This is a genomic window from Flavobacterium sp. LC2016-23 (assembly GCF_009674775.1).
GTDB lineage: Bacteria > Bacteroidota > Bacteroidia > Flavobacteriales > Flavobacteriaceae > Flavobacterium.
Map to the genome: position 1 here is coordinate 94,896 of NZ_WKKE01000013.1, position 26,183 is coordinate 121,078.

Consider the following 26,183-nt stretch of genomic DNA (forward strand, 5'->3'; position numbering starts at 1 on the left):
ATGGAGAAAGATTTACAAAAATATGTTGAAACTTTTTTGACCACAGAGCTAAAAGAAATTCTCCATTCTAATCGACACAAAAATACAAGTGAGTTAAATGAATTTGAAAAAGCAATTATTTATAATTATTCTGATATTGGTTATGAATCTTTGAATGAAACTTTAAGAGATGGAAAAGACTTACCTGAATTTGGAAAATATATAAACTATGCTCTTAAAAAGTTACCGGACTATAAATTGCTTTGTTACCGTTCAATAAGAGTTAGTAAGTCTAAATTACAGAAATATTATGATGCTTTTACAAATAACTCAATTATAATAGAAAAGAGCTTTTTATCTTGCAGTAAGTCAAGATTCGTAGCTTCAGGTTTTAGCAGTAGTCCAATATTCATAATTTCTTCTAAAAGAGGAAAAGAGATAGAAAAAATTGCTAAATTTGGTATAGACAATGGAGAAAATGAAAGAGAAGTGCTATTTATGTCAGGTTCAAAATTTAAAGTTATGGATATTACAGAAGAAGCAGATAAAACGATTAGAATAACACTAGAAGAAGTTTGATATGGATTTGGTAAAAGAATATAACGAAAAATCACATTTCAAAAGTGCAAATGATATTTTTGAAGTTTTGGCAGAAGTTCTTATGTCAGGAACCATAAGATCTGAATATAAAAATCCTCACACCATTGAAAATAAGGAGGAATTTAATTCTCTTATGATAAAATTTCTGGAGGATATTTTGTCTAATGATCTAGCTAATACTAAGAAAAGAAAACTGTCTGTAATAAATTTATTAGACGAATTCAATTACAGAAATGAAATACTTCATTTAATGGCAGTTAAAAACACCTCAAAAGTTAATGAGCTTGAAAAAACATCTGAGAGAATGGGACGAAAATTTATGTCGTCTGTAAAAGAATAATATTTTACCCGTTGTGTCCACGAGCTTCCCGCTTGTACTGACACTGGATAATTTTATAGTAAGAATGCACAAATGCCTTAAAAAAACATTTGTGCATTTTTTGTTTTAATTGCCAGTTACTTTTACGCTCACAATATTGAGTAGAACCACATTATATTGTTGTGGCAAATTTTATTTTTATTTTTGTTTTGCCACAAAAGTTGTGGCAATTTCAATTTTATTTTTCTTTTTGCCACAAAAAAAGCGTGGCAAAGTTTAATTTTATTTTCAGTTTGCCACAAAAATATATTAGCTCGTGATTACATTTTTAATGTTGTGACAATTTTAGTTTTGTTTTTTATTTTGTCACAAAAAAGTGTGACAAATTTGAAATTAATTTTTGTTTTGTCACAGAAAGTGTGACAAAATTAATTTTTGTTTTCATTTTGTCACAAGAAAACAGGTGTGCTAAAATGTTTATAGTAGGAGGGGAGTGGTTGAAAAATATGCACTTTGGAAAGTAGGGTACAAAAGGATGCTGTGCGAAGTCTCCGGACTTCGTACCCGTTGCTATATTCCGTATAGAATAGTTTTTACTTTTCTTTGTGGATTATGGGAGTGGGTGCGAAATTTTAATAGGGAACACTTCAGAGAGGTAGAAAATTACGAAGCCAAAACTTTTAATTTTTGCTGTTCGAACTCTTCTTGAGATAAAACACCAGAATCTAACAGATCTTTTAGTTTTTGTAAACTATTTAATTTTTCATTAAAATCATTCTTTTGTAAATGGGATGGGCTTTCTTCTTTTGAATAGGGATTATTGTTTACTACAATTGTTTGAGGTTCGTTATTTGTTGTGCAGGCCCATACTAATGAAACTATCCAACCTATGAATGTCCAACCCAAAAAGAAATTTAATATTATTATTGCAGTACGATTAGTTTTCTTTCGACTCAGTGCAATAAATGATGGTAAAAAGTAAAGTGCTAAAAAAGGAATTGCAATTATAAGTAATTCTGGTGCTCCAATTCTTCCCATAATGTTTGTTTTGATTAGTTGGTATTTTTCATTTTAGTGATTGTCTATGTAATTTTTTTGGACAACTTAATATGTGTGCTGTGCGAAGTCTCTTGACTTCGTACCCGTTGCTATATTCCGTACAGAATAGTTTTTACTTTTCTTTCTGGCTTATTGGATTGGGTACGAAGTCGGGAGACTTCGCACAGCAGTCGCGACATTAAGAATGAAGGCTTCGGAAAGCTGAGGATCAATTATTTTAAATCTATTTTATTTAATTCTGCATTTAGTGATTTGCCATAATTTGAAAAATCTAAACCTAAATCTGTGATGACTATTTCTTTCCCGACAGGTCTGACTATTCGATCATCAACTAATTTATTAATAAACTTTGTTGTTAATTTTAGCATTTCAACACTTTCAAAACTCTTTCTATTAATAAATTTATTTAAATTTGCTTTATGTAACTCTGATAACGTTTTATAAATTTCTCCGAATAATTTGTAATTCTGTTTTTTATCATTCTTTTCCATTTTATACATATTCTCAATTTCTTCTATTTTAGTTTTTAGATCGGTAATGATATTATTACTTTGTTTTAATTTTTCTGTTAGATCTTTTAATTGTAAATCATTATTACTTTTTAACTCATTATTTAAATCTTCTAAACTTCTAATTTGATCAAGCATTTCTTGCTTATCTTTACTTCTCGACAACTTATCTTGGAGAGCTAATTCTTTATCGGCTAATTGAATTTTTAATTCTAAAGTATTGTCTTTAGTATCATAAATTTGTTTTCTTCTTGCATTTTTCACTGAAACCAATCGGTCATCAATCCATTTCATTAAATAAGGAACACCTATACTATAAAATAGTGAAATTACGAAAGGCCACAAGTATGAAAAAAAAACTAAATATTCATGATTAATTACGATGATCCTATCTTCAATTGTTGCTGTAGAAAAAAATAAAACTGCTAGCACTCTCCAATTATAAAAGAAAAAAGCAATCATAAAAGAACCTACAATAGGAGTTTTAAGTCTTTCTTTTGATGAATCTAGTAGATTCTTGATCAAATCAGGAAATGTCATAACTTTTTTTTTAAATAAAAATAAGAAAAAAACAATGATTTTAAATTGTGTAAAAACATGTGTGAATTAATGTTTTTATTCAGCTAATTGTCTCTCTTGCAAATACTGCGGGTCTAGAATTCTGAGGAGTCATCAATACTGGCCACCAAAATTCTGCATCTCTCCAGCCATTTTGTTTAAGACCATTTTGTTTAAGAATAATCAAACAAGCTGTTTCGCTTGCAATATTTTTTGCAATTCTTCTGTCTGTATTACCGTCATCAGGAGCATCTGAAAATGTTAGGCCATTATTTTTTTTCCGACTCAGATTTCTATTTGTTTGTACATAGCAATAAATTTTTCCTTCCAAATCTTTATTTAGGATATTTGCTTGAAGTCTTCTAAATATTGCCTTGAATGTTATATAATCCCATTCGATACCTTTATTTTCATGTCTCTCTCCATATTCAAATGTTGAATTTATTAAATCAATCACTTTGTAAACTTTTTCAATCTCTAATAAAAATGGTTGTTGGAAATTTCCATTTGAAGCTTCACTTAAAATATTATCAATTTCAGCAATTGTATTTTGAATATGAGTTTTGGATTTTGTTTGAAATCCTATAGGAAGAAATCGAGAATGGGGGCTTATAGTTTGTGTTGATGTAATAAGGATTTTATTTGGGGCACATGGTCTAATTATTCCTTGAGCATCTCTTTCCACAAATACTACACTATTGTCACCATTATGAATGCCGTCTTCAAAAGCATTGCGCAAGGCTGAATCAAACTCGTGCATAGAGAGCAAAGCATTATATATTCTATTTGAGGTATAAAGCCTCGTAACCGACATATCTTTTGAACTTCTTGCGCCATACATTCTAGAATGTTGTAGAACAGTATCTTGTTGAAATGTATTTGGATTTCTTCCATAGAAAAAACCTATTAAATTGTCAATGGTAATGCCTCTATCAAGTATTTGTCCACCAATAAAAATGTTGAATGGATTATCGAGTCTCAATTGTCCATTTCTATCTAATAAAGCAGTAATCTGATTTTCAGAATTAATTTTTGTAACACCGACATATTTATTATTTAATACTTCAATAACTTTTGTAGAAACTTCTTTAAGAGTTAAGGAATTATCTCCATTCATGGCAATTGATTCAGCTAAATCCAAATAAGATATTTTGATTAAATCCTTTAATTCTTTGCTATTAGAGGATGCTAATTCGGTAAGACTAAATAATAAGGCTTCGACAAGCTCAATTTGCCATTGATGTATACTTTTTGTTGTAGCTGTATGAATAATAAAGCTGCATTTATATTTTTTTTGATTTAATTCATTTTGTAGAATTCGAATTGTACCTCCAACTAGAAAATTTATAATTGCAGTTCGAAACACAAAAAGATTAGGTGTCGAGATAATATTGTTTATGTATCTTTGGTCTCTTCTATTTAAAACTTCAATCTCATTATCAGGGACTCTGATATAAAGTTTAGAATAAGGAGATTCTATATTTTGTGATTCTTCAAAATATTGTTGTCCACCAATATAGGCGTCGTGAATTGGAACCAAAGATGTAAAAGCAGGTTTTATCGGTTCAAATATATCGCTATTTAATTCTAATTCTCCTTGGGGTTGCAAATAAAGTGAATAAGGAGTAGCGGTTACTTGTAAAAAGCTGTAATTGTTTTCAAATCCTTGTCTTATCAAACTAATTTTTTGTGCTAGCACATTTAGAGAAATTCCACTTTGAGTATTTTGGTCTCTTTTAAATCCAACGCTTGCAAAATCTGCTTCATCGTCTACGAATAAAACCTTCTTTTGAGCTAAATCAGGGTTATTAACAAATAGATTTACTAGGTGATCAAGATTATTTGTTTCTTTCTTTACTATAAAAATTAAGTTCTGTTGTTTTATATATGGAGTTAATGGCGGTAAACTCATAATGTCATAAACTTTTAATTCATCATTTTCAATGAATTGAAAAAAGTCATTGTCGAGACGTTTTATGGTTTGCTCGGCAAGTGCCTTAGTCCCCTTGGTGAATATGACGCAAATATTATAACCTCTGTCAAAAGCTAGTGCAATAATTCCAATAAATGTCCTTGTTTTTCCACTTTGAATTTTCCCAAGTAACATTCCAGGATCATTAAAATTTGTTCTTCTTTTTGTTAATTCATCAACTGTTTTCTCAATGCATTCTTGTAAATCAGTTGAGTAATCTTTTGATACTATAAAAGTATTATACATTTGACTCATAATTATTTGAATTTATTTATGCTGACACCTTGTTGAGCGAAGTCACGCGACTTCATACTTACAACTACCCGAAGTCGGGTTACCTCGCAAAGTGAGCGGGTTTTAAAAGTAACATTTTGAATAGTTCGTATTAGAATATATTTTTATTTGTTGTCTTCTATTCCGTCCCAACAATATTCTCTAACACGTCCAGGTTTTCTTGTGTTGAATGAGCGTTTATCTTCATTAATTACTCTTTTTAGTAACCATCCTGCATCTTTACCAGCTTGTTCAACATCTTTTGATTTTTCATATAATATGTACATTGGAGTACCTTCCCAATAAAAATTATCACCACCTAATAAATCGCGTGCAGCAAACCATTCACCTTTTCTATTTTTGCTCCAGGAATAAACAGCTCCTTGTAAATAGTCCATGATCCTTCTTTTTTCTTCTACTGAAATTCCATGAACTTCATTAATTTGAGATTTCTCTAATAACATATTTTGTTTTACATATTTCCTGCTCTAATAGCTTTACAGGTCTTGCTTACAACTCTAATTATAAAAACAAACATCGTATTAAATTTAAACTAATGACCGAGTAGAAATACCTGATTTTAGTGAGAATACTTTTTGCTAAAAGTAAATTCCTTTCATTAAATGCTTTTACGGAAATCCATAAAAGCCAACTCAAAACAAAAAAAAACTTAGTTCCTGATAGAAGTGACAATAAAAAAATGCGCAAAAAGTCAGAAAAACTTTTGCGCATTTTTATTCTATAAACTAACAAATTTCAGTTACTCGATTTCCTTTGTCAACATCTTAAATTGTAATTTGAAGCTTTCCAGTTTAATTAAGTAGAATATAGAAAACAATAACACCCAGGCAATAAATGTCAGAAGTAAACTGTTTAAATTGTAATTTATAAAAGTGGCATATTGGCAAAAAAAGCCAAAAAAGATAAGGAGAATAAAATTATACAAAATGGCATTTTTTAAACTCATTTTAATACAGCCCGTTAGAAAATTCCAATTGACAAGATCGTCAGAGATTATAATTTTTGAGGAATTTGATAAATCAATGACAACATTTTGAGAAAATTCAAGGGATACAACAATAATCTGATTTTTCACTTTGTATTTGTAATTATGCTCCTCTAAGATTTTTATGATTTTATTAAGTTCCATCTTTAGATTTATTTTGGTTCTGTTTTTTTTACTATTAATTATAGGCCTATTTTCTAATTAGAAATTCAAAAATATACAATTTGTAAGTAAAGTATTAGTCGATAATCGGTTATTTGTAAGTCGAAATTCGGTTCAATCTGTTTCAGACTTTTAATTATATCGTGATTGCATTGCAATGTTTTAAGATGTTTAGGGTATTGCTGCGACGTGTGGAGAATTCATACAACAGGGAATAGTAACGATCCTATTTCAAAAACTGTTTTGTATTTAAATGAATAAAAAAACTGCCCAAAATATTTTTCAACTTTGAGCAGTTTGCATTAACTATGCTTTAATTTAGGTGAGATTGGTTTGTTTTGAGGTGTTTTATAATTTTTTCCATTTTCCTGTTCCGCCACCACCAATAGCCCCTGCACCAATGGCAGGGCCAACAAAACTCCCTACAATTTGTCCGTTGTATATCCAGAATACCTGAAGAATCCCACCTCCATACGAGGCTGTAAAAACTTCGAAACCCATTTTAAGATCCCCGGGAGAATTCCAGTTATCACCCCATGGACCACCGCCTCCGGCAGTTACTCCTGCAGCGCCAAATCCCCAAAAACTAGTATCAAATTGGTAGTCGCCGTCCTTGAATGTAATTATAGCATTAATACGTCCATAGACCACTCCAAATTTTACATCAACGCTACCACCATACCACGGATTTTCAAGACTTTCATCAGGTTCCGGAATAGCATTTAGTTGTTTTTCTTCAAATTCGGCAATCTTATTCGGCAGCTCTTCTGAAGAAACCCCCAAAAGGGATTCATGAAAACGACGGTACTTCTCGAATTCTCTTTGCTGCGACACCTCAGCTCTTGATTTGTACGGAGCAATACTTTTAACACCTTCTTTGTAATTCATAATAAATAATTTAAGATTTTCCTACTCTATTATCAATAGGCTTTTCGGATTCCGCCTTATAATAATTTGTAATTATGAAATATCATGTAAGTTTACTATTACTTAGTTTAAGTGGGAATAATTAAAAAAGAGGAGGCGTAAAAATTGGATTGTAGGTTCTTCCTGGCTTAAATTTGGAATTCAAAAATAAGAAAAATTGTATTATAATTTGCTTTTTTATTATTTTATTTTTTTTAATGTGTTGTATTGTAGTGAGTTGTGTTTTTAATGCGCTTTTTTTTGTAAATGTATAAATGTTTCAATGTAAGGAGCAAAAAATGGTATTTTGGCAAATAGAATGTAACTTTTTCAAAATTTAAATACCCTATCTCTGAAACTCGGAAACAGCTCCTAAAAACACAAAAAATCAATACTAGAATTTTAAACAAAAATTTCGTAAATTTGCACTCCAATAAAAGGAATTAGAAAATGTTAGATAGACTTCAAATAGTAAAACAACGTTTCGACGAGATTTCGGACTTAATTATCCAGCCGGATGTTATTTCGGATCAGAAACGTTATGTACAATTGAATCAAGAGTACAAAAACCTGAAAGCATTGGCTGAAAAGCGTGATGAATACGTGCTTTTGATGGCTAATATAGATGAGGCAAACGAAATTATTGCAGACGGAAGTGATGCAGACATGACCGAAATGGCCAAAATGCAGCTGGATGAAGCAAAAGAAAGATTGCCGGAACTTGAGGAAGAAATCAAGTTTATGCTGATCCCAAAAGATCCTGAAGATGCCAAAAACGTAATGGTCGAGATTCGCGCCGGAACGGGTGGGGATGAAGCGAGTATCTTTGCAGGCGATCTTTTCAGAATGTATACCAAATATTGCGAAAACCAGGGTTGGAGAACTTCGGTAGTAGATATGAACGAAGGAACTTCGGGAGGTTTCAAAGAGGTAATCTTTGAAGTTTCGGGTGAAGATGTATACGGAACTTTGAAGTTTGAAGCAGGAGTACACCGTGTACAACGTGTACCTCAGACCGAAACTCAGGGTCGTGTGCATACCTCGGCAGCAACGGTAATGGTTTTACCGGAAGCGGAAGAGTTTGATGTACAGATTGATATGAACGATGTTCGTGTAGATTTCTTCTGTTCGTCAGGACCTGGAGGACAATCGGTTAATACCACGAAATCTGCGGTACGTTTAACGCACATTCCAACAGGATTGGTGGCTCAATGTCAGGATCAGAAATCACAACACAAAAACAAAGATAAGGCGCTAAACGTTTTACGTTCGCGTCTATACGAACAGGAATTGGCCAAGAAAGAAGCTGAAGATGCTACGAAACGTACATCGCAGGTAAGCTCCGGTGACCGTTCGGCTAAGATTCGTACCTATAACTACGCTCAGGGTCGTGTAACCGATCACAGAGTTGGTCTGACACTTTACGATCTTGGTAACATTATGAATGGTGATATCCAGAAAATTGTTGCCGAGTTACAACTGGTAAACAATATGGAGAAACTGAAGGAAGCGTCAGAGGTTTTTTAATTTGAGGTGCTGAGGTACTGAGTGGCTAAGGCCCTAAGGTTTTTTAGGTTCAGAGGTGCAAAGGGACAAAGGTTCAAAGGTTTTAAATAAAAAAAGAGAGAGATTATTTCACAAATGAAATAATCTCTCTCTTTTTTTATTTAGTCGCAGTCGCAGTCGCAGTCGCAGTCGCAGTCGCAGTCGCAGTCGCAGTCGCAGTCGCAGTCGCAGTCGCAGTCGCAGTTGCAGTCGCAGCATTTAAGGCTTTGTTCCTTTGAACCTTTGCAACTTTGCACCTCTGAGCTTAAAAACCTCAGAACCTTAGCTACTCAGAACCTCAGCACCTTAAAAAATAAAAAAGAGACCGCTTCGAATGAAACAATCTCTTTTTCTTTTTCCTTAAAATACCTTTGCACCTATTTACCTTTGCGACTTTTAGCCTTTAAAAAACTTAGAAGCTTAGTATCTCAGTACCTGAGTACCTTTAAAGAAAAAATATATAGTGAAGGATATTAACTGTTTAACCGTTTGTTTATAAAACGTATAAAGCAAGTTAGATACCTAAAAATACTCTCGTAAATTCAAAACATTTATATAGGTTAGAGTACATGTACACACCGTTTTTTAATACTATTTCGCTTAACTTTTCCATAATACATAAATTTAAGTTTAGACAATACTCTTGTTATGATTCGTGTTGTGATGATGCTTCTTCTTGTGAAGCCTCATGATGTGGTTTGGAAACTAAATTGGTAACAACGAGCTGTAAAACAGATCCCAGAATACCTTTGAACATATTATCACTTTTTCCGACTATAAATCTTTTCGCCAGATATCCAATTCCGATACTCATTGCAGATTGCGCCAGATGACTTTTAAAACCAACGGTTTCGTTGATTTCTTCAACAGTGTTTCGGATCAGATTAAGAGGTTTCAGATTTTGTTTTATATCTTCGATCTCATCCTTTATCGCACACCATTCTTCCGTCTGTCGATTTTCCAATAGCTGAATCCTCTGATTTAATGTATCAATATTGTAAACAGTTTCCATAACAGTCTTTTTTAATTATCAATTAATTTAAATCAGTATTGATTTCTTTTTTAGTTTCTTCCTTTAAAATGCTGGAAATAATCATATTTCCAATTGGTGTTTTTATAAGACTGTATTGCGCTTTATGAATTATAATGGCTACAATCAGATAAAACAGGGCTATTACAAAAAAACCGTAATAATACTCACCGAGTTCTTTTCCAATCCATAAACTAAGTCCGATATTCAGAAACAAGGTAAAAAATGCAACAACAGCTCCAACCGCTATTCTAGATGTTACTGTTGACAAAGCATCAGCAGCAGCCGATATAGTTTTAAGTTTAATTAACTCTAAACTTGTCTTGGCATAATCTTCTGCTTTTTCATAAAGATTCAGGTTCTCGTTTGTTGTTGCATTTGTTTCCATGATAAAGGTATTTTAGGATTTAAAAATCTCACTTTTTAGTAGTTCGTTTTTACAGTTTTTGCTTCATCTTTAATAGTATTGAAGTCTTCTTTTGCAGCATTGAATTTAGCTTTTCCTTCTTCGATAATATCTTTACCGTTTGAAGTAATTGTGCTGATAATTCCGTCAACTTTTGTTTTTAGGTTATCTCCGTAATCTTTAGATTTATCTGAGATTTTTTTTCTTGTATTTGAACCTTTGTCCGGTGCAAATAAAACTCCTAAAAATGCTCCCGCCGCTGCGGCTCCTAAAATTCCTAAAATTGTGCTACTAGTTTTCATAATATTTGATTTAATGGATTAATATAATTGATTTAATAATTGTGTTTTTTTAAATGTCACGACCTTTGATTAGTCTGAATAAAATTGCAATAACTGCAATGACCAATAAGATGTGGATAATGCTTCCAAGGCTGTATACGAAGAACCCAAGGGCCCAAAGAATTACCAGGATTACTGCAACTGTGTATAATAAATTTGACATGGTGTTATTATTTATGGTTAATGATTAATTTTTATCTCTTAGTTTAATTTATACGATAAGTATACCGTTAAATTGCTGTTTTTTGCATCCGGGAATGTATAGGTAGTTCCTAAAACTGTTCTTTCTTTACCTACTGTTGTTAAACCGTAGTTGTAACGTACACCAATACTTACCGGGCTGAAATCAACACCAATACCTGCAGCTATACCTGCGTCAAATTTGTTAAGATCATCAGTATCTATATCCTGATTACCTTCGAAATCCCCGCTTCCTGTTACTTTAGAACTTACCAGGTACGATGCATAACCACCAGCCTGAATGTTAAAGTTTTTAGTCACATTTACTCTTACTAATAAAGGAAGTTCTACATAATTTAATTTGAATTTTGCATTTCCTTCTGCGAAAGCATTATTGTATTTTAACTCAGAACCTTTGGTTGTAAATAAAAGTTCCGGCTGAATGGCGATAAAATCAGATATTGGTAATGTAGCATATACACCGGCATTAAAACCATATAATACATTGTTGTCATCAGGACCGTTGTTGTCATCGTACAGGTTTGACATGTTGAAACCACCTTTTACACCAAATTCTGTGGTTACATTTTCACTTTGTGCATGTAGTGCTCCAAATGTAGCAGTCATAAAAAGTGTTACGGCGAATAATAATTTTGATTGAATTTTCATAATTTTTTAAATAATTTAGTTAATAATGGGCATTACGGGCTTTTAATTAATTTGTTCTCTAATTTGTGCTGCTTCTCTAAGCAGCTGGTAACTCTCAGGCAAATACTGTAATACCAATTTTAAAATCAACTTATCATTTGTGTCTCTGGAAATCGATTCGAATAACTTAATTTGTTCAGCTAATGATTCTGCAACAGAATTGACATAAGCTTTGTTGAAATTATTGTCATTTTTATCCATTTGTTGATATAAATCCTCTTTAGTATAAGCATTCATACCTGCAACAACCACGAGCCTGTTATTGGCCATTTTAGTTACATCCTGTAACAAAAGATTTTGCTGATTTACTAATCTCTTACTTATTTCCCCGATCTTACTTTCTGAACTTTCCTGCTGGGCAATCTGACTTTTCGCAATAATGGACTTACTTATATTTGCCGTCGCAATTAAAAAATAAGCTTCACTATGTTCTTTGTCACTTTTTATAAAAACTTCATCTTTTAAGCTGGTTTCTATCGGATTATTTTCTCTGCATGATGTCATGCATATTATAATGATCAATAAAAAAAGAACTCTCAGAAATTTTGTTTTTACTATGGGTCTTGCTTCCATCAATTACTTCATAAAGTATTACAATACAAAGATGCTAACGAAATGAATATTTTACTTTACAGCATAAAAAAGAAACGTTATATAATTCCCATAATGGATTTATATAACGTTTTAAGAGGTGTTTTTTTGTAAGATTTAATCAGGAAGGAAAACGGTGAATTCCGAGCCTTCATTGGGTATGCTGTCAGCTATAATGTAGCCTTTGTGGTTGTCGGTTATTTTTTTGCAGATCGCTAAACCAATTCCTGTTCCCGGGTAATCTGTTTTGGAATGCAGACGCTGAAAAAGGACAAAAATGGTTTCTTTAAATTGCGGGTCAAAACCCATTCCGTTATCTTTAAAAGTGATCTTATGGTATTTTCTGGTATTCTGATCCAGTACACCGGGATAATCGCAAGAATTGATTTTTTCGCTTTCAATATGAATTTCAGGAATGGTATCCGGACGGCTGTATTTTAGGGAATTTCCGATCAGGTTTATAAAAAGCTGCTCGATCTGATATGGAATTACAGACAGCTTTGGTAATTTAGAAACGGTGATGACCGCTTTTTTCTCATCAATAATTTCCAGTAATTCCGATTTGGCATTTTCAGCCAGTTCATTCAGATTAGATTTGATGAATTCTTTTTTGGTGGTATTGGTTCTGGAAAACAAAAGCAGATCGTCAATTAAAACCCGCATTCTTTTGGCCGATACTTCAATTTTATAAAGATAATCCCTTGCGCTGTCAGAAAGCTTTGCTTTCTCGGCTTCGGGAATTCTGGAAATGAAGGTTTGTATTTTTCGCAGCGGTTCCTGTAAATCGTGGCTGGCGACGTGATTGAAGGAGGCCAGTTCTTTATTGCTTTTTTCCAGTTCGTCGTTACGTTCCTGAAGTTCTATATTTAATAAATGTTCATCAGTAATGTCAAAATTGATTCCGAGTAAAATATTGCCTCCCTGCTGATCGGTTAATAATTTTCCGGTTGATTTAAAATAGCGTATTTCGCGATCGGCACGTAAAACCTTATAATAAATAAAGGGCAGTTGTTTTTTATTTAAAATATCTTCCATTGAGGCGGCAATCGCTTCTTTGTCGTCAGGATGCACAAAATCAAGAAAGGTTTCTTTTTTAGGAATAAAAGCATCCGGTCGTTCGCCAAGCAAACGGTACTGATTGTCAGAGTAATCAATTTTCTGGGTCTCTAAGTCCCATTGCCAGGTGCTGAATTTACCAATGGCTTCAGATTCAGACATTAATCGGGAGGAGATCAGTAGTTTTTTATTGAAAACCTTAAGGCGCTGAATGTCTTTACTGATTTGTCTGTACGCTAATAATATAAAAAGAAGGGCAGCCAGAAATAAGGAAATGGAGAAGACAGGGCTTAGTGAAATTTCCTGATCATAAATTTTCAGTCTTCTGTCCAGGTATTTTTTTTCAATATCATTCATTTTGTCTACCTGAAAACGAATGTTCTCCATCAGTATACGGCCACCAAACATATGATTGTCGAGTTTTCGCTTATCATATGTTTTGGGATCGCTGTATTTAAAGCAGTTTTCAAACGAAGTAAAACGCTGAATAATTAATTTGAATAATTTTCGAAGGTTTTCCTGTTGTACAGGATTATCTGCTGTAAGTTTTTTTAAAGTAATAAATGAAGTGTTAACCTTGTCGCGCGAATAAATGTACGGAGACAAAAAACGATTATTACGCGTTATGATATAACCGCGCTGTCCCGTTTCGGCATCTTTTATAGCAGACATTAATCTTTCTAACTGAATATTTATTTCATACGTATGCATGGCCAGCTTACTGGATGCATTCAGGTCCTGATTGTGTTTGTATGCAATAGAAGAAAGAAATAACAGAATGAAAACTGCGATTACAAAAATAACTCTCAATGAGTTTGAAGAATTAAACTTGGGGACCCACTTCATGGAATGTTATTATTTTAGACGCAACAAAAAATTATCCCGGTTAAGACCGGATGTATGATAATGCCAATTTAAAGTAACGACTTCATTAATAATTTTTTTCAGGGTATTAAAATCACTTGGTTTTTTGATATAAATATTGGCACCTTCAATAAAGGTGTCTTCTATATCTTCTTCTGAAGAGGAAGTAGAGTAAATAGCAATAATTATATTTTTAAGATGCTCGGTTTTTTTGATTTCGATCAAACATTCTTTACCTGTTTTTTTCGGCATATTTAAATCCAGAAATAAAATATCCGGTAATTTAATATCCGGTGTCATCAGGTGTTCCATGAGTTGAAGACCGTCATGAACAAATGTTACTTTGGTTTGAACTCTTACTTCTTCAAAGGCATCTTTAAAAAAAAGTCTGTCATCCTCATCGTCATCAGCGAGTAAAATGTGTAATGCGTTTTTTTGCATTGATCTTAGTGGTATTTAGGTTTTATTTTAAATTTTCTCTTCTCTTTTTAATAATCCTCTGAAAAGCCGACGGCGTTATTCCCGTCGTATTTTTAAATTGCGTACTCAAATGGGCCACACTCGAGTAGTTCAGTAAAAAAGCAATTTCGGTCAGACTCATTTCATTGACTAACATCAATTGTTTGGCTCTTTCTATTTTTTGCAAAATGATGAAATTTTCAATAGAAGAATAGGTTACCTCCGAAAAAACATTCGATAAATACCCATAACTATGATTTAATTTCTCTGCTAAAAACACAGAACTTTTAAAGTTATTATTATCATCCATATAAACAAGCTCAATGATAGCATCCTTGATTTTCTGGACTAAAACACTTTTTTGATTTTCAACGACTTCAAAACCAAAAGGAGCTAATGTACTTTTTAAATTATCAAGTCCTTCAACATCAAGGTTTTCATCCAATTCAATTTCACCAAAGCCAAGGGTGCTGAAATTTAAATTTTGTTCTTCCAGTTTTTCTTTTAAAAAAAGAGAACAAATCGTGTTTATATCGAACTTTATAAATAGTTTCATAGCATTAAAAATAGGGTTAAAGATAATTATTTTTTTTTTGGTTTCTGCGGCTTATAGATTTAATTAATATTTACAGGGTACGAAGTGATATTTGACTTAACCAAAAAAATACCGTCTAAGGTTAAAATTTAGACGGTATTTTGTGTGGGGTCAAAAAAGGTTTACAATTCTGATAACATTTGTTTGAACTCCTCTTTAGTTTTACCTAATTTTTGCTGAAGTTTTCCATACATTTCATCTTCTTTTCCTTCAGCATACATTAGATCATCATCTGTAAGATCTGCATATTTTTGTTTCAGTTTCCCTTTTAACTCGTTCCAGTTTCCTTTTATTTCTGTAGTATTCATGATATTTTGTTTTAATGATTAATAGTATTGTAAAGTTGCAAATTTATTCCTGATTGGCTTTTATATCAATTTTCAGGAATGTTGCATAATTCACATTCCGGGATTTTAGACCTGATAACGTCTCAGGATCCAGGCCATTTTTTCATGCTGCTGCAATAAGCCGGTAATGAAATCTGCAGAACCTATATCGTGATTGTCGGTTTCGAATACGGGAATAAAATCTCTGAATTCCGTAACCAGTTGTTCGTGGTTTTCCAGAAGCTCCTGCAACATGTGTTTTTGGGAGGCATATTCTTTAGGAGATTCTTTCAGGGTAGAGTTTTCAATAAACTCTTTCATTGTTCCGATTGTTTTTTCGCCCAGCTGACTGATGCGTTCGGCTACTTCATCAATGTTATTTTCTAAAATTCGGTATTGGTCTTCAAACAATTTATGCAGTTCCATGAAACTGTTTCCTGAAATATTCCAGTGAAACTTTCTGGTTTTTACATATAAGGTCATTTCGTTAGATAAAATCGTGGCTAATATCGTGGCACTTTTCTTTAAGTTTTTTGTTGTAATTCCAATATTTGGGCTCATAGTTGTTTGATTTACGGTTTCTTACAAAAATAGAGCAGAGGTCAGTTTTTTATCTTACATAATTTGTGAAAGATGTTACATGAATTCAATGTTACCGTAACATCTTAATGAATCATTTATTGTAGTTTTGCCGCAAATCAAACTAAAACCCCCTATTTGAATGAAAAAACAATTACTTCTTTTATTCCTTTTTACAACCACTTTTGCTGTAAAAGCACAATCGTATCTGGGTTATTTTCAGGACAATTATGCCGGTGTACAAAGTGTTCTTTTTAATCCGGCTTCTATAGCCGATTCCCGTTTTAAAACCGATATCAATATCTTTTCCGTAAGCGGATCGGTACAGAATGATTTGTACGGCGTTAATGTTTTTGATGTTTATAAAGACGGTTATGATTTGGACCGTGATGCTAAAAGAACGCCTTCTGATGCCAATAACGGCCGTGCCAATTTTGATATCATGGGACCTTCTTTTATGTTTAATATTGCTCCAAAACATACGCTGGCGGTATTTACAAGAGCCCGTTCTGTAAGCAATGTGAGAAACGTAAACGGATACCTTATTGATCAGGTGAAAAACGGACTGGATCAATCCGGAAATTTCAACTACAATGCCGGAAACGTAAACGGAGCTTCAAATACCTGGGGCGAACTTGGTATTTCGTATGCAGCCGTTCTGTACCAGAAGAACCAGCATTTCCTGAAAGGGGGTATAACAGCCAAGTATTTACAAGGCGGTGTAAACGGATATGTACAGGGAAAAGATGTTAAAGTAACCTATGTTGAAAATACAGCTAATCCTCAGGCTGGTATTGTGGCATCCAGCGGAGAAATTACAATAGGAGCAAGTCAGGATTTTGAAGCCAAAGAAGACTATGATTTTGATTCCGGTTCAAGAGGATTCGGTTTTGATTTCGGACTTGTTTACGAATGGCGACCGGATTACGACCAGTATGATACCAGCAGAGCAACACCTGCCGACAATAATTTCAGGGACTTAAACAAATACAAAGTTCGTTTTGGATTGTCTGTGACAGACATCGGATCTATCGATTACAGAAATGCAAAACAGGATACCTATAATGTAACCGGCGTTGTAACACAGCAAATGATAGATGATATCGATAATATATATGACTTTTTAAACGAGCATTATACCAAAACGTCTACTTCAAAAGGAGCAAAGACCAATTTGCCCACCGCGCTTCACGCCGATGTGGACTGGAATATGTACAACAAATTCTATCTGAATCTGAATGGAGATATCAATATGGTTTCTGCCAGTAAAGTTAACAGTTATGGTATTGCAGACCGTGTAAGCCTGACACCGCGTTACGAAAGCAGATGGTTTAGTTTTTATGTGCCGGTAACCTGGATGGAATATACCGGTATGCAGGTGGGTTCCGGAATTCGTGCGGGAGTATTCTTTATTGGTTCGGGTTCTATTCTTAGTAATGTAGTTTCCAAAGAGTCAAAAGGAGCAGATTTCCATGTAGGAATGAAGATTCCCGTATATGAAAAGAAATTTAAAGATACCGACGAAGACGGCGTTATTGACAAAGAGGATGCCTGCAGAAAAGTAGCCGGACCGGCAGAAAATAACGGTTGCCCGTGGCCGGATACCGATGGCGATAAAGTTTTTGATAAAGACGATGCCTGCCCGGACACCAAGGGCCCGGCAGAAAATAAAGGTTGTCCGTGGAAAGATACTGACGGAGATACTTTATTAGACAATGTTGATGCCTGTCCTGCAGTAGCGGGTCCGGTAGAAAACAAAGGCTGTCCTTGGCCGGATACCGATAAAGACGGCGTTCTGGATAAAGACGATGCGTGTATTGATGTTCCGGGTCTGGCAGAAAACAAAGGCTGTCCGATTTTAGATACAGATAAAGATGGTCTTAATGATAAAGAAGATGATTGTCCTTTATTGGCAGGTCCGATAGCGAATAAAGGCTGTCCGGAAGTTTCGAAAGCGACTTTAGAGCAATTGCGTGTAGAGGCAAAATCGATCTTTTTTACCACCGGTAAAGCTACTCTTAATGCTGCCAGAAAAGAAGAAACATCAGGAAGACTGGACGCTATCAAAGAGATATTGAAAAATTATCCAAATGCTAAATTTGCCATTAACGGTCATACGGATAATGTAGGAAATGCAAAAGCCAATCAGAAATTATCAGAAGCCAGAGCAAAAGTAATCATGGATCTTTTGATTGAAAAAGGCGTAAATCCTGCTAATTTAACATCTCAGGGATTTGGAGCTACAAAACCGGTGAAGTCAAACAAAACTGCTTCAGGAAGAGCTGAAAACAGAAGAACCGAAATTGTTTATTTAGGGAATCTGTAAGTGATACAGAATATAATACCAAAAAGCCATTCTTAATTGAGTGGCTTTTTTTATTTTTGCATACTTCTAAAAAAGAACTGCTTCTTACCAATTAGAAGGACTAAAAAATCAAGAATGACTACACAACAACTACACGAACAAATTCTTCTGAAAAAATCATTTTTATGCGTTGGATTAGATCCTGATTTAACGAAGATTCCACCTCACTTATTAGAAACCGAAGATCCGATTTTCGAATTCAATAAAGCCATAATCGATGCGACACACGATTTGACGGTGGGATACAAACCTAACACAGCTTTTTTTGAAGCGTATGGTATAAAAGGATGGCTTTCGCTTCAGAAAACGATTAATTACATCAACGAAAAGCACCCCGATATTTTTACCATTGCCGATGCCAAACGCGGCGATATCGGAAACACTTCCAGCATGTACGCCAAAGCTTTTTTTGAAGATTTAAATTTTGACAGTGTAACCGTTGCACCTTATATGGGAAAAGATTCTGTGGAACCTTTTCTGGCTTTCGAAAATAAACACACCATCATGCTGGCTTTGACTTCTAATGAAGGTGCTTTCGATTTCCAAACCCTGACTACAAACGGAAAAGAATTGTACAAACAGGTGCTGGAAACGTCCAAAACATGGAAAAACAGCGAAAACCTGATGTACGTGGTAGGGGCAACCAAAGCAGAATATTTTGCAGACATCAGGAAAATTGTTCCGGACAGCTTCTTACTGGTTCCCGGAATCGGCGCTCAGGGCGGAAGTTTGTCTGAAGTTTGCCAATACGGAATGAATGATAAAATTGGTCTTCTGGTCAATTCTGCCAGAGCGATTATCTACGCTTCCAATGGAACTGATTTTGCGGAGAAAGCACGAGAAGAAGCGTTGAAAGTACAGCAGGAAATGGCATCGATTATTGGTGCTAAATAGTTTTTTTTCAGGTTTTAAGTTTCAGGTTGCTTTACTTTGAACATAATTTAACCGCAAGGTTCACAAAGAAAAAGCTTTGCGTTCTTAGCGTAAAACCTTGCGGACTTCGCGGTTAAACAACATGAAACCTGAAACAAAGAAAACCTGAAACAAAAAAAATTAAATGAAACAATTCTCAGATCAGCTTGGCACTTTGCATTCTTTCGAAACGGCACCAAAACGCATTATTTCGCTGGTTCCTTCCCAGACCGAATTATTATACGATTTAGGTTTAGAAGAAAAAATCATCGGAATCACCAAGTTCTGCGTGCATCCCTATCATTTAAAGTCAACGAAGAAAGTAGTAGGCGGAACGAAGAAAATTCACTTCGAAAAAATAAAACTGTTGCAGCCGGATATTATCATTTGCAATAAAGAAGAGAATACGGCTGAGATGGTAGCGCAACTCAGCACCATCTGTCCGGTTTGGGTCACCAATATCGTGACGCTGGAAGATAATTTCCAAATGATTAGCGATTTTGGCCAGGTCTTCAATTGCAGGACCGAAGCGCAAAAGTGGAACAACAAACTGGCTTTCGCTTTGAGCGATTTCAAAAAATACATGGCCGATATTCCGGTTAAAAAAGCGGCTTATTTTATCTGGAAAAATCCCTACATGGTGGCCGGAACTGATACGTATATCAATGTATTATTAAAGCTGAATCATTTTCAGAATATTTACGAAGACAAAGGACGCTATCCTGAAATAGAGCTTAAAAAAATGCGTCTGGAAGGCGATCCCGATTTGGTTTTTCTTTCATCGGAACCTTATCCTTTTAAAGAAGAAGACGCTTTTGAAATCGGACGTTTTACGCATCACGCCAAAACTATTTTCGTAGACGGCGAAATGTTCTCCTGGCACGGAAGCCGCTTGTTAAAGGCTTTTCCGTATTTTAAAATCCTGCACGAAAGATTAAGGGATTAAATTCCAGTTTTTTGATTGTGGTGATTAACCGCAAAGTTCCCAAAGTTTTTTATTTCAGAAGCTTGTAAAAACGCAAAGCTTTATGTATAAAACTTTGCGAACCTTGCGTATCCCGATAGCTATCGGGATTGCGTACTTTGCGGTTAAATGAACCTAATTAAACGAACTTCTGAATTCTAAAGGCGAAAGATTGGTTTTGCTTTTGAATAATTTATTGAAGGACTGCGGATATTCAAAGCCCAATTGAAAAGCGGTTTCACTGACACTTAAGGAAGTGGTGGTAAGCAGCTCTTTGGCCTTGGCTATAATTTTGTCGTGAATATGGTGCTGTGTGCTTTGTCCGGTTAGGGAACGTAACATATCGCTCAAATAATTAGGGGAAACATGCAGTTCATCAGAGAGATACGCGACAGTTGGTAAACCTAGCTTTTGTACTTTATCACTTTCAAAATAATCGGATAAAAGATTTTCCAATTGACTCAGGAGCGTGTTATTGGCACTTTTTCGTGTAATAAATTGTCGGTTGTAAAATCGATTGCAGTAATTAAGGAGTAATTCGATATGCGAAACCATGACATCCTGACTAAAAGCATCGATAGACGAACGATATTCCTGCTCGATATTTTTCATAATTCCTGTAATCATCGTCTGTTCCTTTTCTGACAGGTGCAGTGCTTCGCTCACAGCGTAAGAAAAATAGCTGTACTCTTTGATCTTTTTTGCCAAAGCATAATTCTGAATAAAATCAGGATGTATGACCAGCATCGCGCCATAGACGGCACTGTCTACACTCACTTCAGTCGAAATCACCTGTCCCGGAGACATAAAAGTCATGACCCCTTCGTCAAAATCATAAAAATTTTGCCCGTATTTCATTTTTCCGGTAAAGCCTTTTTTGATACAAACGGTATAAAAAGAATAGACCACACTTTTTAAATTATCATCAAAATGACAGGTAATCTTGCTCAGATCCACAAAGCTTACCAAAGGGTGTTCCGGCTTTGGAATTTTTAGTAACGAATGCATTTCTGAAATCGAATGAATCGTGTAAGGGGTATGAACTTCTTTTTTCATAGCAAAATAGTTAAAGAAACAGTACAGGAAAAGCTATCGTAAAGATAACTTTTCCTGCGGATTTTTATTGATCAATTCCGGCCATATTGGCCTCATCATATCGGGCGCCGGTTTGTGTACCAAGCGGAATGATATTTTCTAAACGTTTCATTTCGTCTTCCGTCAGCAACATCTGGGCGGCTGCAATGTTTTGCTCCACGTATTTTACACGTTTTGTTCCCGGAATGGCTACTATATTTTTAGTCGCAATCCACGAAAGCGCGAGCTGAGAAGCGGTAATTTGTTTTTCTTCCGCTAATTTTTCGATTTCCTTTACCAATTCAATATTCTTCTGAAATTGCTCTCCCTGAAAACGCGGGATGCTTTTTCGGAAATCATTTTCAGGAAAATCATCAGGGCTTTTAATGTCTCCGGAAAGAAAACCCCTGCCAAGCGGTGAGTAGGCCACAAAACCAATTCCTAATTCTTTCAGAGTATTCAGAATACCGGATTCCTCAACCGTTCTTTCAAATAGAGAATATTCGGTTTGTACCGCTGTTAAAGGATGAATCTGATGTGCTTTACGAATCGTTTCCGATGAGACTTCAGAGAGTCCGATGTAGCCTATTTTGCCTTCTTTTACCAAATCCGACATCGCTTGAACCGTCTCTTCAATTGGCGTATGCGGATCAAGACGGTGCAAATAATACAAATCGATATAGTCGGTTCCTAAGTTTTTCAGGGAACGTTCTACGGCTTTTTTCACATAGTCCTTTTTACCGTTAAATTGCCAGGTCAGCTGTTCGTTATCGTCTATCTCATAACCAAATTTGGTAGCGATAGTGTACGCATTTCGATTTCCTTTTATGGCTTTTGCAATCAGTCTTTCGTTAAATAAGGGGCCATATAAATCGGCTGTATCCAAAAAGTTACCTCCTAATTCAAGCGAACGGTGGATCGTGGCTATTGCTTCGGTTTCATCGGCTTTTCCGTAAATATCCATTCCGGCAATCTGCGTCATGCCCATACAGCCCAAACCAATATTCGGAACCATAAGTCCCTGATTCCCTAATTTAATTTTTTGTATTGTACTCATAAGTGCTGTTTTAAATTTTAACTCAAAAATTAATAGAGCAAAGATCTGGCAACATTAGTTTTAGGAAGTATCTAAATCTCGTTTAGTTGTATCCAAAATGCATTTAACCGCGAGGCAATTTAACCGCAAGGCACGCAAAGGTTTTTTACATGGATGGTCTCATTAAAACGCAAAGTTCGCAAAGCTATATGATAACCTTGCGAACTTTGCGAAAAATCCCTGCGTGCTTTGCGGTTAAATCTCGTGTAGTTGTTTAACCGTAAAGCACGCAAAGAATTTTACAATGTATAATTTTATAAAACGCAAAGTTCGCAAAGCTTTGTGATATAAACCTTGCGAACTTTGCGAAAACTTTGCGAACCTTGCGTTTAAATCTCATAAAGTATTGCAACCTGAAACTTTAAACCTGAAACAAAAAAAACAAAAACTAATAAAAAAAAGAATGCCGGCATCTCGAAGACGCCGGCATCATTTAACTAACCAAAACCAAAATAATAAATAACCAGTTTATTACATTACAAAGATCAGACATATATGAATCGTAAGCTGTTAAGGTTTTGTTATTACTTTGTTGGACATAAGTTAAGATTTTTAGATCCCGCTATCTGAGTATTCTGCACTGTTTGAATAACTTTTGGTTATTAAAATACAACGACAATCAGTTTTATTTATGAATATCGAAAAGCTTTCTCTTTTTGTTTGGTAAAAGGTTAAATGTCAGAAGTATAGGTTCTGATGGATTTTTAACAATTGAATGAAGAAATACGATTTATAAGGTGTTTAAAATCAGGTGCAAAGGTTCAGAGTGGCAAAGGTTCAAAGGTTTTTAAGTTATGAATTTACATGTGTTCTGTGCCGAAACTTCAAAAATAAAACCCGACAGGTTTTTAAAGTCTGTCGGGTTTGTTTTTATTAAAGTGATCTGTTAAATTTTCTAAGAGAAAACAACCGTTTTATTGCTGTACACCATCGTTTTGCGTTCTGCATGAAGTTTGATGGCACGCGCGAGAACAATTCGTTCGAGATCGCGGCCTTTCATAATAAAATCTTCTACGGAGTGAATATGCGAAACTCTCGCAATATCCTGTTCAATGATCGGACCTTCATCTAATTCTTCGGTCACATAATGACTGGTGGCCCCAATAATCTTCACTCCGCGTTTAAAAGCCGAATGATACGGTTTTGCACCCGGGAACGCTGGTAAGAACGAATGATGAATATTGATAATTTTATTCTCGTAAAGGGAAATCAGTTTTGGGGTGATAATCTGCATATAACGCGCCAGAACGATAAAATTGATATGATATCGGTTCAGTAATTCAATTTGTTTGGCTTCACCTTCTTCTTTATTGTCTTTCGTAAAAGGTACGCAGTGAAACGGAATATCAAAACGTTCTGCAATCGATCGCAAATCGTTATGATTGCTGATGATTACCGGAATTTCAACGTTCAGTTCATCGGCACTGTAACGGCCCAAAATGTCAAACAAACAATGATCGTATTTAGACACAAACAAAGCCATTTTAGGCTTTTGCTCCTGATTGTACAAATCCCAGGACATATCAAAATCCGTAGCGATTGTTTCCTGAAACTCTGTTTTTATGGCTTCAATGCTGCTGTTGTAATTCGCAAATTCACATTCAAGACGCATGAAAAAAACATTTTGTTCCACATCAACATGCTGATCGATATAAATAATATTTCCTTCTACTTTAGCAATAAAAGTAGTAACTGCAGCGATAATTCCTTTTTGGTCTTTACAGTGAATCAGAATCGTTATTTTTTGCATTTAGGTTATATGGTTAATCGGTTAATCGTTTATCTGGTTAATCGCTTGATAGTTGCTTGTTAAATTGTTATCCCGGTCATCCCGATTTAACAAATAACCGATTTAACGGTTAAACGGTAAAAATTATTTTCCGTCCTGCATCGCAAAAACACTTTTTAATAAAGGTGTTGTTCTTGCGCTGATATTAGTACGGATTTCTTTTTCTTCCACGGCGATCATTTTAAAAACACCTACTAAAGCCTTGTTGGTGGTGTAGTCGGTTAGATCCGGGTTTACTTTTTTAACTAATGGGATCGTGTTGTATTTATTGATAATTTTAGTCCAAACCACATCGGCGCCTACTTTTTCGAACGAGCTTTTGATTACCGGATTAAATTTTCCGTACAAAGCTGTGGTCGTACTGTTTTGCAGATAGCTGGTGGCAGCACTGTCGTTTCCTAATAAGATATTTTTAGCATCTGTAAAAGACATATTTTTTACTGCCGAAACAAATATAGGTGTGGCTTCTTTTACCGCATCTTCTGCAGCGCGGTTCAAGACTTTGATTCCTTCGTCTGCAAGAGAGCTTAATCCTATTTTTCGTAAGGTAGCATCTACTTTTTGAAGTTCTTCCGGCATTAAGATTTTCACGGCTTCATTTTTGTAAAAACCGTCAACAGCAGTTAGTTTGCTAACCTGTTGTGTAATTCCTTTATTTAAAGCTTCTTTTAAACCGGAAGCAATGTCAACACCTCCAACTCCTGGAAACTGTGAAGATAATTGCGGTAACTGGTTTAAAGTTTGTTGTACCTGTGCACATGAAGTAAGCGAAAAGGCAAATGCCAGAATGATAATCTTTTTCATTTATTGGGGATTTATTAAGTTTCAAAAATACTACTTATTCAAAAACAAAGCCACAATTTTATTTCAGCAGCAGAAACAATTTGTTTTAGAATTAACAATAGTTTCCGTATTCCTGTTTTTTGTGTAAAACTCAGTTAGAATTAAGCCATTTTCTTCAGGGCCAGTACATCCTAACCGAGTAATTCCAGTAGGTTTTGCTGGAGATATAAAAAGGTTCTTTTTCGGGTATAGGCTGCTTATTACTGTCAAAAAGTTTTACTCTGATGATTTGTTCTTTGCTATCGTCTGTAAGATCAATGTTTCCCTCAGCAGCGTCTATCAATTTCTTTTTCTTCAGGTATTCGTTTTTTTTCTCGATTGTAAATGTTGTTATGGCTTCATTTTGAGAGGCTCGTTCACCGGCCAATTTTCCCTGCAGATCGAAAGTTTCTATTTTTTGCAGTTCATTATTCTGGTACGAGAACAATTGAAAAGCAATGCCGCCATGCTGTAACTGAAGTTTATGATGAAATAACCGAAAACGAAGCACCTGATTTTTGGGATTGGTATATTCGATCGCACCATTTCCTTCTGCATCTATAGTGTTGGATAAAACTTTGTTTGGTTTTGAAAACTGCGCAATTCGTTCGGTATGCGTATGATATCTTGCATCAGATTGCGCTGATAGGAGAAAAGTGCTTAAAAGGCTAAAGCTTAAAAGTAAGAATGATTTCATGGAATGTTATTTTCAGGTACTATTTCTTCAGTAAATTAATTTCTTTCTCTGTGGAAGCAATATAAACAGACAGTTCATCATACGTCCATTTTACCCTTTTATGCGCCGTTACAAATAAAATCCCTGTTCCTTTAGGGCCTTTAATCGGAATTTCTAAATCACATTCACCACTATTATTACTCACATTAATACTTCCGGAAGGCATTCCGTCCGTTTCAATAGGGTTTCCTAATTGCTGCATCACTTCTTTGTTTTGTTTCACCTGAAAGATCGCATCTTTATAAACATCAGAATCTTTCATTAGTGAAGTCACTCCGAAAAAAATCCCTGCGATAAACAAACCAAAAAGCACAATTAGGCTTAAACATCCTGTTGGAACAAACCATTTCCAGTTTCGGTCCCACCAATTTTTCTTTACTTCATTATAATTTTCTTCCATAA

The 26,183-nt window shown here is 34.8% G+C and carries 29 protein-coding genes; 6 read left to right on the forward strand and 23 right to left on the reverse strand.

From position 1 onward, the window contains the following. Complete coding sequence (locus GJU43_RS12640; RefSeq protein WP_154341118.1) at nt 1-558, forward strand: ADP-ribosyltransferase; 558 nt, start codon at nt 1-3, stop codon at nt 556-558. Nucleotide 559: 1 nt separating this feature from the next. Beyond that, nucleotides 560-919, forward strand: coding sequence for a hypothetical protein (locus GJU43_RS12645; RefSeq protein WP_154341119.1), 360 nt, complete (start codon nt 560-562; stop codon nt 917-919). Between the two features lie 642 nt (nt 920-1,561). Here the strand turns inward: GJU43_RS12645 and GJU43_RS12650 are convergent. The 6 genes from GJU43_RS12650 to GJU43_RS12675 form a co-directional block, all read right to left on the reverse strand. Further along, on the reverse strand, nt 1,562-1,936 hold the full coding sequence (locus tag GJU43_RS12650) for a superinfection immunity protein (RefSeq protein ID WP_154341184.1): 375 nt from the start codon (nt 1,934-1,936) through the stop codon (nt 1,562-1,564). 233 nt (nt 1,937-2,169) lie between these two features. After that, the gene (locus GJU43_RS12655; RefSeq protein WP_154341120.1) at nt 2,170-3,006 is read right to left on the reverse strand and encodes a hypothetical protein; all 837 of its coding nucleotides are present in this window, start codon (nt 3,004-3,006) and stop codon (nt 2,170-2,172) included. A gap of 79 nt (nt 3,007-3,085) precedes the next feature. After that, the gene (locus tag GJU43_RS12660; protein ID WP_154341121.1) at nt 3,086-5,251 is read right to left on the reverse strand and encodes a Z1 domain-containing protein; all 2,166 of its coding nucleotides are present in this window, start codon (nt 5,249-5,251) and stop codon (nt 3,086-3,088) included. Between the two features lie 143 nt (nt 5,252-5,394). Next, complete coding sequence (locus tag GJU43_RS12665) at nt 5,395-5,733, reverse strand: hypothetical protein (protein WP_154341122.1); 339 nt, start codon at nt 5,731-5,733, stop codon at nt 5,395-5,397. Nucleotides 5,734-6,029: 296 nt separating this feature from the next. Further along, nucleotides 6,030-6,419: a hypothetical protein gene (locus tag GJU43_RS12670; RefSeq protein ID WP_154341123.1), complete on the reverse strand. Its 390-nt coding sequence runs from the start codon at nt 6,417-6,419 to the stop codon at nt 6,030-6,032. A 366-nt stretch (nt 6,420-6,785) separates the two neighbouring features. After that, nucleotides 6,786-7,325 carry a hypothetical protein gene (locus GJU43_RS12675; RefSeq protein WP_154341124.1) on the reverse strand — a complete coding sequence of 180 codons (540 nt, stop codon included), beginning with the start codon at nt 7,323-7,325 and terminating at the stop codon, nt 6,786-6,788. Between the two features lie 468 nt (nt 7,326-7,793). Between GJU43_RS12675 and prfA the strand changes: the two genes are divergently transcribed. After that, nucleotides 7,794-8,870: a peptide chain release factor 1 gene (gene prfA, locus GJU43_RS12680; protein WP_026981929.1), complete on the forward strand. Its 1,077-nt coding sequence runs from the start codon at nt 7,794-7,796 to the stop codon at nt 8,868-8,870. 664 nt (nt 8,871-9,534) lie between these two features. Here the strand turns inward: prfA and GJU43_RS12685 are convergent. The 11 genes from GJU43_RS12685 to GJU43_RS12735 form a co-directional block, all read right to left on the reverse strand. Then, complete coding sequence (locus GJU43_RS12685) at nt 9,535-9,900, reverse strand: hypothetical protein (RefSeq protein ID WP_154341125.1); 366 nt, start codon at nt 9,898-9,900, stop codon at nt 9,535-9,537. A gap of 22 nt (nt 9,901-9,922) precedes the next feature. Continuing rightward, nucleotides 9,923-10,306 carry a hypothetical protein gene (locus GJU43_RS12690; protein ID WP_154341126.1) on the reverse strand — a complete coding sequence of 128 codons (384 nt, stop codon included), beginning with the start codon at nt 10,304-10,306 and terminating at the stop codon, nt 9,923-9,925. A 35-nt stretch (nt 10,307-10,341) separates the two neighbouring features. Beyond that, nucleotides 10,342-10,626, reverse strand: coding sequence for a YtxH domain-containing protein (locus GJU43_RS12695; RefSeq protein ID WP_154341127.1), 285 nt, complete (start codon nt 10,624-10,626; stop codon nt 10,342-10,344). 49 nt (nt 10,627-10,675) lie between these two features. Next, nucleotides 10,676-10,828, reverse strand: coding sequence for a lmo0937 family membrane protein (locus tag GJU43_RS12700; RefSeq protein ID WP_154341128.1), 153 nt, complete (start codon nt 10,826-10,828; stop codon nt 10,676-10,678). Between the two features lie 38 nt (nt 10,829-10,866). After that, nucleotides 10,867-11,514, reverse strand: a complete 648-nt coding sequence (locus GJU43_RS12705; RefSeq protein ID WP_154341129.1) for a porin family protein — start codon at nt 11,512-11,514, stop codon at nt 10,867-10,869. Between the two features lie 42 nt (nt 11,515-11,556). After that, entirely contained in the window at nt 11,557-12,057 is a 501-nt protein-coding gene (locus tag GJU43_RS12710) for a DUF4142 domain-containing protein (RefSeq protein ID WP_229655053.1), read from the reverse strand. Nucleotides 12,058-12,261: 204 nt separating this feature from the next. Next, complete coding sequence (locus GJU43_RS12715) at nt 12,262-14,046, reverse strand: CHASE3 domain-containing protein (RefSeq protein ID WP_154341130.1); 1,785 nt, start codon at nt 14,044-14,046, stop codon at nt 12,262-12,264. Between the two features lie 9 nt (nt 14,047-14,055). Then, nucleotides 14,056-14,505 carry a response regulator gene (locus GJU43_RS12720; RefSeq protein WP_127336991.1) on the reverse strand — a complete coding sequence of 150 codons (450 nt, stop codon included), beginning with the start codon at nt 14,503-14,505 and terminating at the stop codon, nt 14,056-14,058. 22 nt (nt 14,506-14,527) lie between these two features. Continuing rightward, nucleotides 14,528-15,079 carry an AraC family transcriptional regulator gene (locus GJU43_RS12725; protein WP_154341131.1) on the reverse strand — a complete coding sequence of 184 codons (552 nt, stop codon included), beginning with the start codon at nt 15,077-15,079 and terminating at the stop codon, nt 14,528-14,530. A gap of 161 nt (nt 15,080-15,240) precedes the next feature. Then, nucleotides 15,241-15,426, reverse strand: a complete 186-nt coding sequence (locus tag GJU43_RS12730; protein WP_132035736.1) for a CsbD family protein — start codon at nt 15,424-15,426, stop codon at nt 15,241-15,243. 105 nt (nt 15,427-15,531) lie between these two features. Then, nucleotides 15,532-16,005 (reverse strand): Dps family protein, encoded by a 474-nt coding sequence (locus GJU43_RS12735; protein WP_154341132.1) that lies wholly within the window; start codon nt 16,003-16,005, stop codon nt 15,532-15,534. A gap of 160 nt (nt 16,006-16,165) precedes the next feature. Between GJU43_RS12735 and GJU43_RS12740 the strand changes: the two genes are divergently transcribed. The 3 genes from GJU43_RS12740 to GJU43_RS12750 all read left to right on the forward strand — a co-directional run bounded on the left by GJU43_RS12740 (nt 16,166) and on the right by GJU43_RS12750 (nt 20,246). Then, on the forward strand, nt 16,166-18,349 hold the full coding sequence (locus GJU43_RS12740; RefSeq protein WP_154341133.1) for a DUF5723 family protein: 2,184 nt from the start codon (nt 16,166-16,168) through the stop codon (nt 18,347-18,349). A 114-nt stretch (nt 18,350-18,463) separates the two neighbouring features. Further along, nucleotides 18,464-19,282: an orotidine-5'-phosphate decarboxylase gene (gene pyrF / locus GJU43_RS12745; protein WP_154341134.1), complete on the forward strand. Its 819-nt coding sequence runs from the start codon at nt 18,464-18,466 to the stop codon at nt 19,280-19,282. A 163-nt stretch (nt 19,283-19,445) separates the two neighbouring features. Further along, complete coding sequence (locus GJU43_RS12750; protein ID WP_154341135.1) at nt 19,446-20,246, forward strand: ABC transporter substrate-binding protein; 801 nt, start codon at nt 19,446-19,448, stop codon at nt 20,244-20,246. Nucleotides 20,247-20,399: 153 nt separating this feature from the next. Here the strand turns inward: GJU43_RS12750 and GJU43_RS12755 are convergent, their stop codons facing one another. The 6 genes from GJU43_RS12755 to GJU43_RS12780 all read right to left on the reverse strand — a co-directional run bounded on the left by GJU43_RS12755 (nt 20,400) and on the right by GJU43_RS12780 (nt 26,181). Next, nucleotides 20,400-21,320, reverse strand: coding sequence for an AraC family transcriptional regulator (locus tag GJU43_RS12755; protein WP_154341136.1), 921 nt, complete (start codon nt 21,318-21,320; stop codon nt 20,400-20,402). Between the two features lie 64 nt (nt 21,321-21,384). Beyond that, complete coding sequence (locus GJU43_RS12760) at nt 21,385-22,395, reverse strand: aldo/keto reductase (RefSeq protein ID WP_154341137.1); 1,011 nt, start codon at nt 22,393-22,395, stop codon at nt 21,385-21,387. A gap of 934 nt (nt 22,396-23,329) precedes the next feature. Next, a complete protein-coding gene (gene purU / locus GJU43_RS12765; RefSeq protein WP_154341138.1) occupies nt 23,330-24,184 on the reverse strand; it encodes a formyltetrahydrofolate deformylase in 855 nt (284 codons plus the stop codon). A gap of 123 nt (nt 24,185-24,307) precedes the next feature. After that, nucleotides 24,308-25,027 (reverse strand): DUF4197 domain-containing protein, encoded by a 720-nt coding sequence (locus GJU43_RS12770; RefSeq protein WP_154341139.1) that lies wholly within the window; start codon nt 25,025-25,027, stop codon nt 24,308-24,310. Nucleotides 25,028-25,181: 154 nt separating this feature from the next. Next, a complete protein-coding gene (locus GJU43_RS12775) occupies nt 25,182-25,742 on the reverse strand; it encodes a hypothetical protein (RefSeq protein ID WP_154341140.1) in 561 nt (186 codons plus the stop codon). A gap of 19 nt (nt 25,743-25,761) precedes the next feature. Next, on the reverse strand, nt 25,762-26,181 hold the full coding sequence (locus GJU43_RS12780) for a cytochrome c oxidase assembly factor Coa1 family protein (RefSeq protein ID WP_154341141.1): 420 nt from the start codon (nt 26,179-26,181) through the stop codon (nt 25,762-25,764). Nucleotides 26,182-26,183 lie beyond the last annotated feature (2 nt).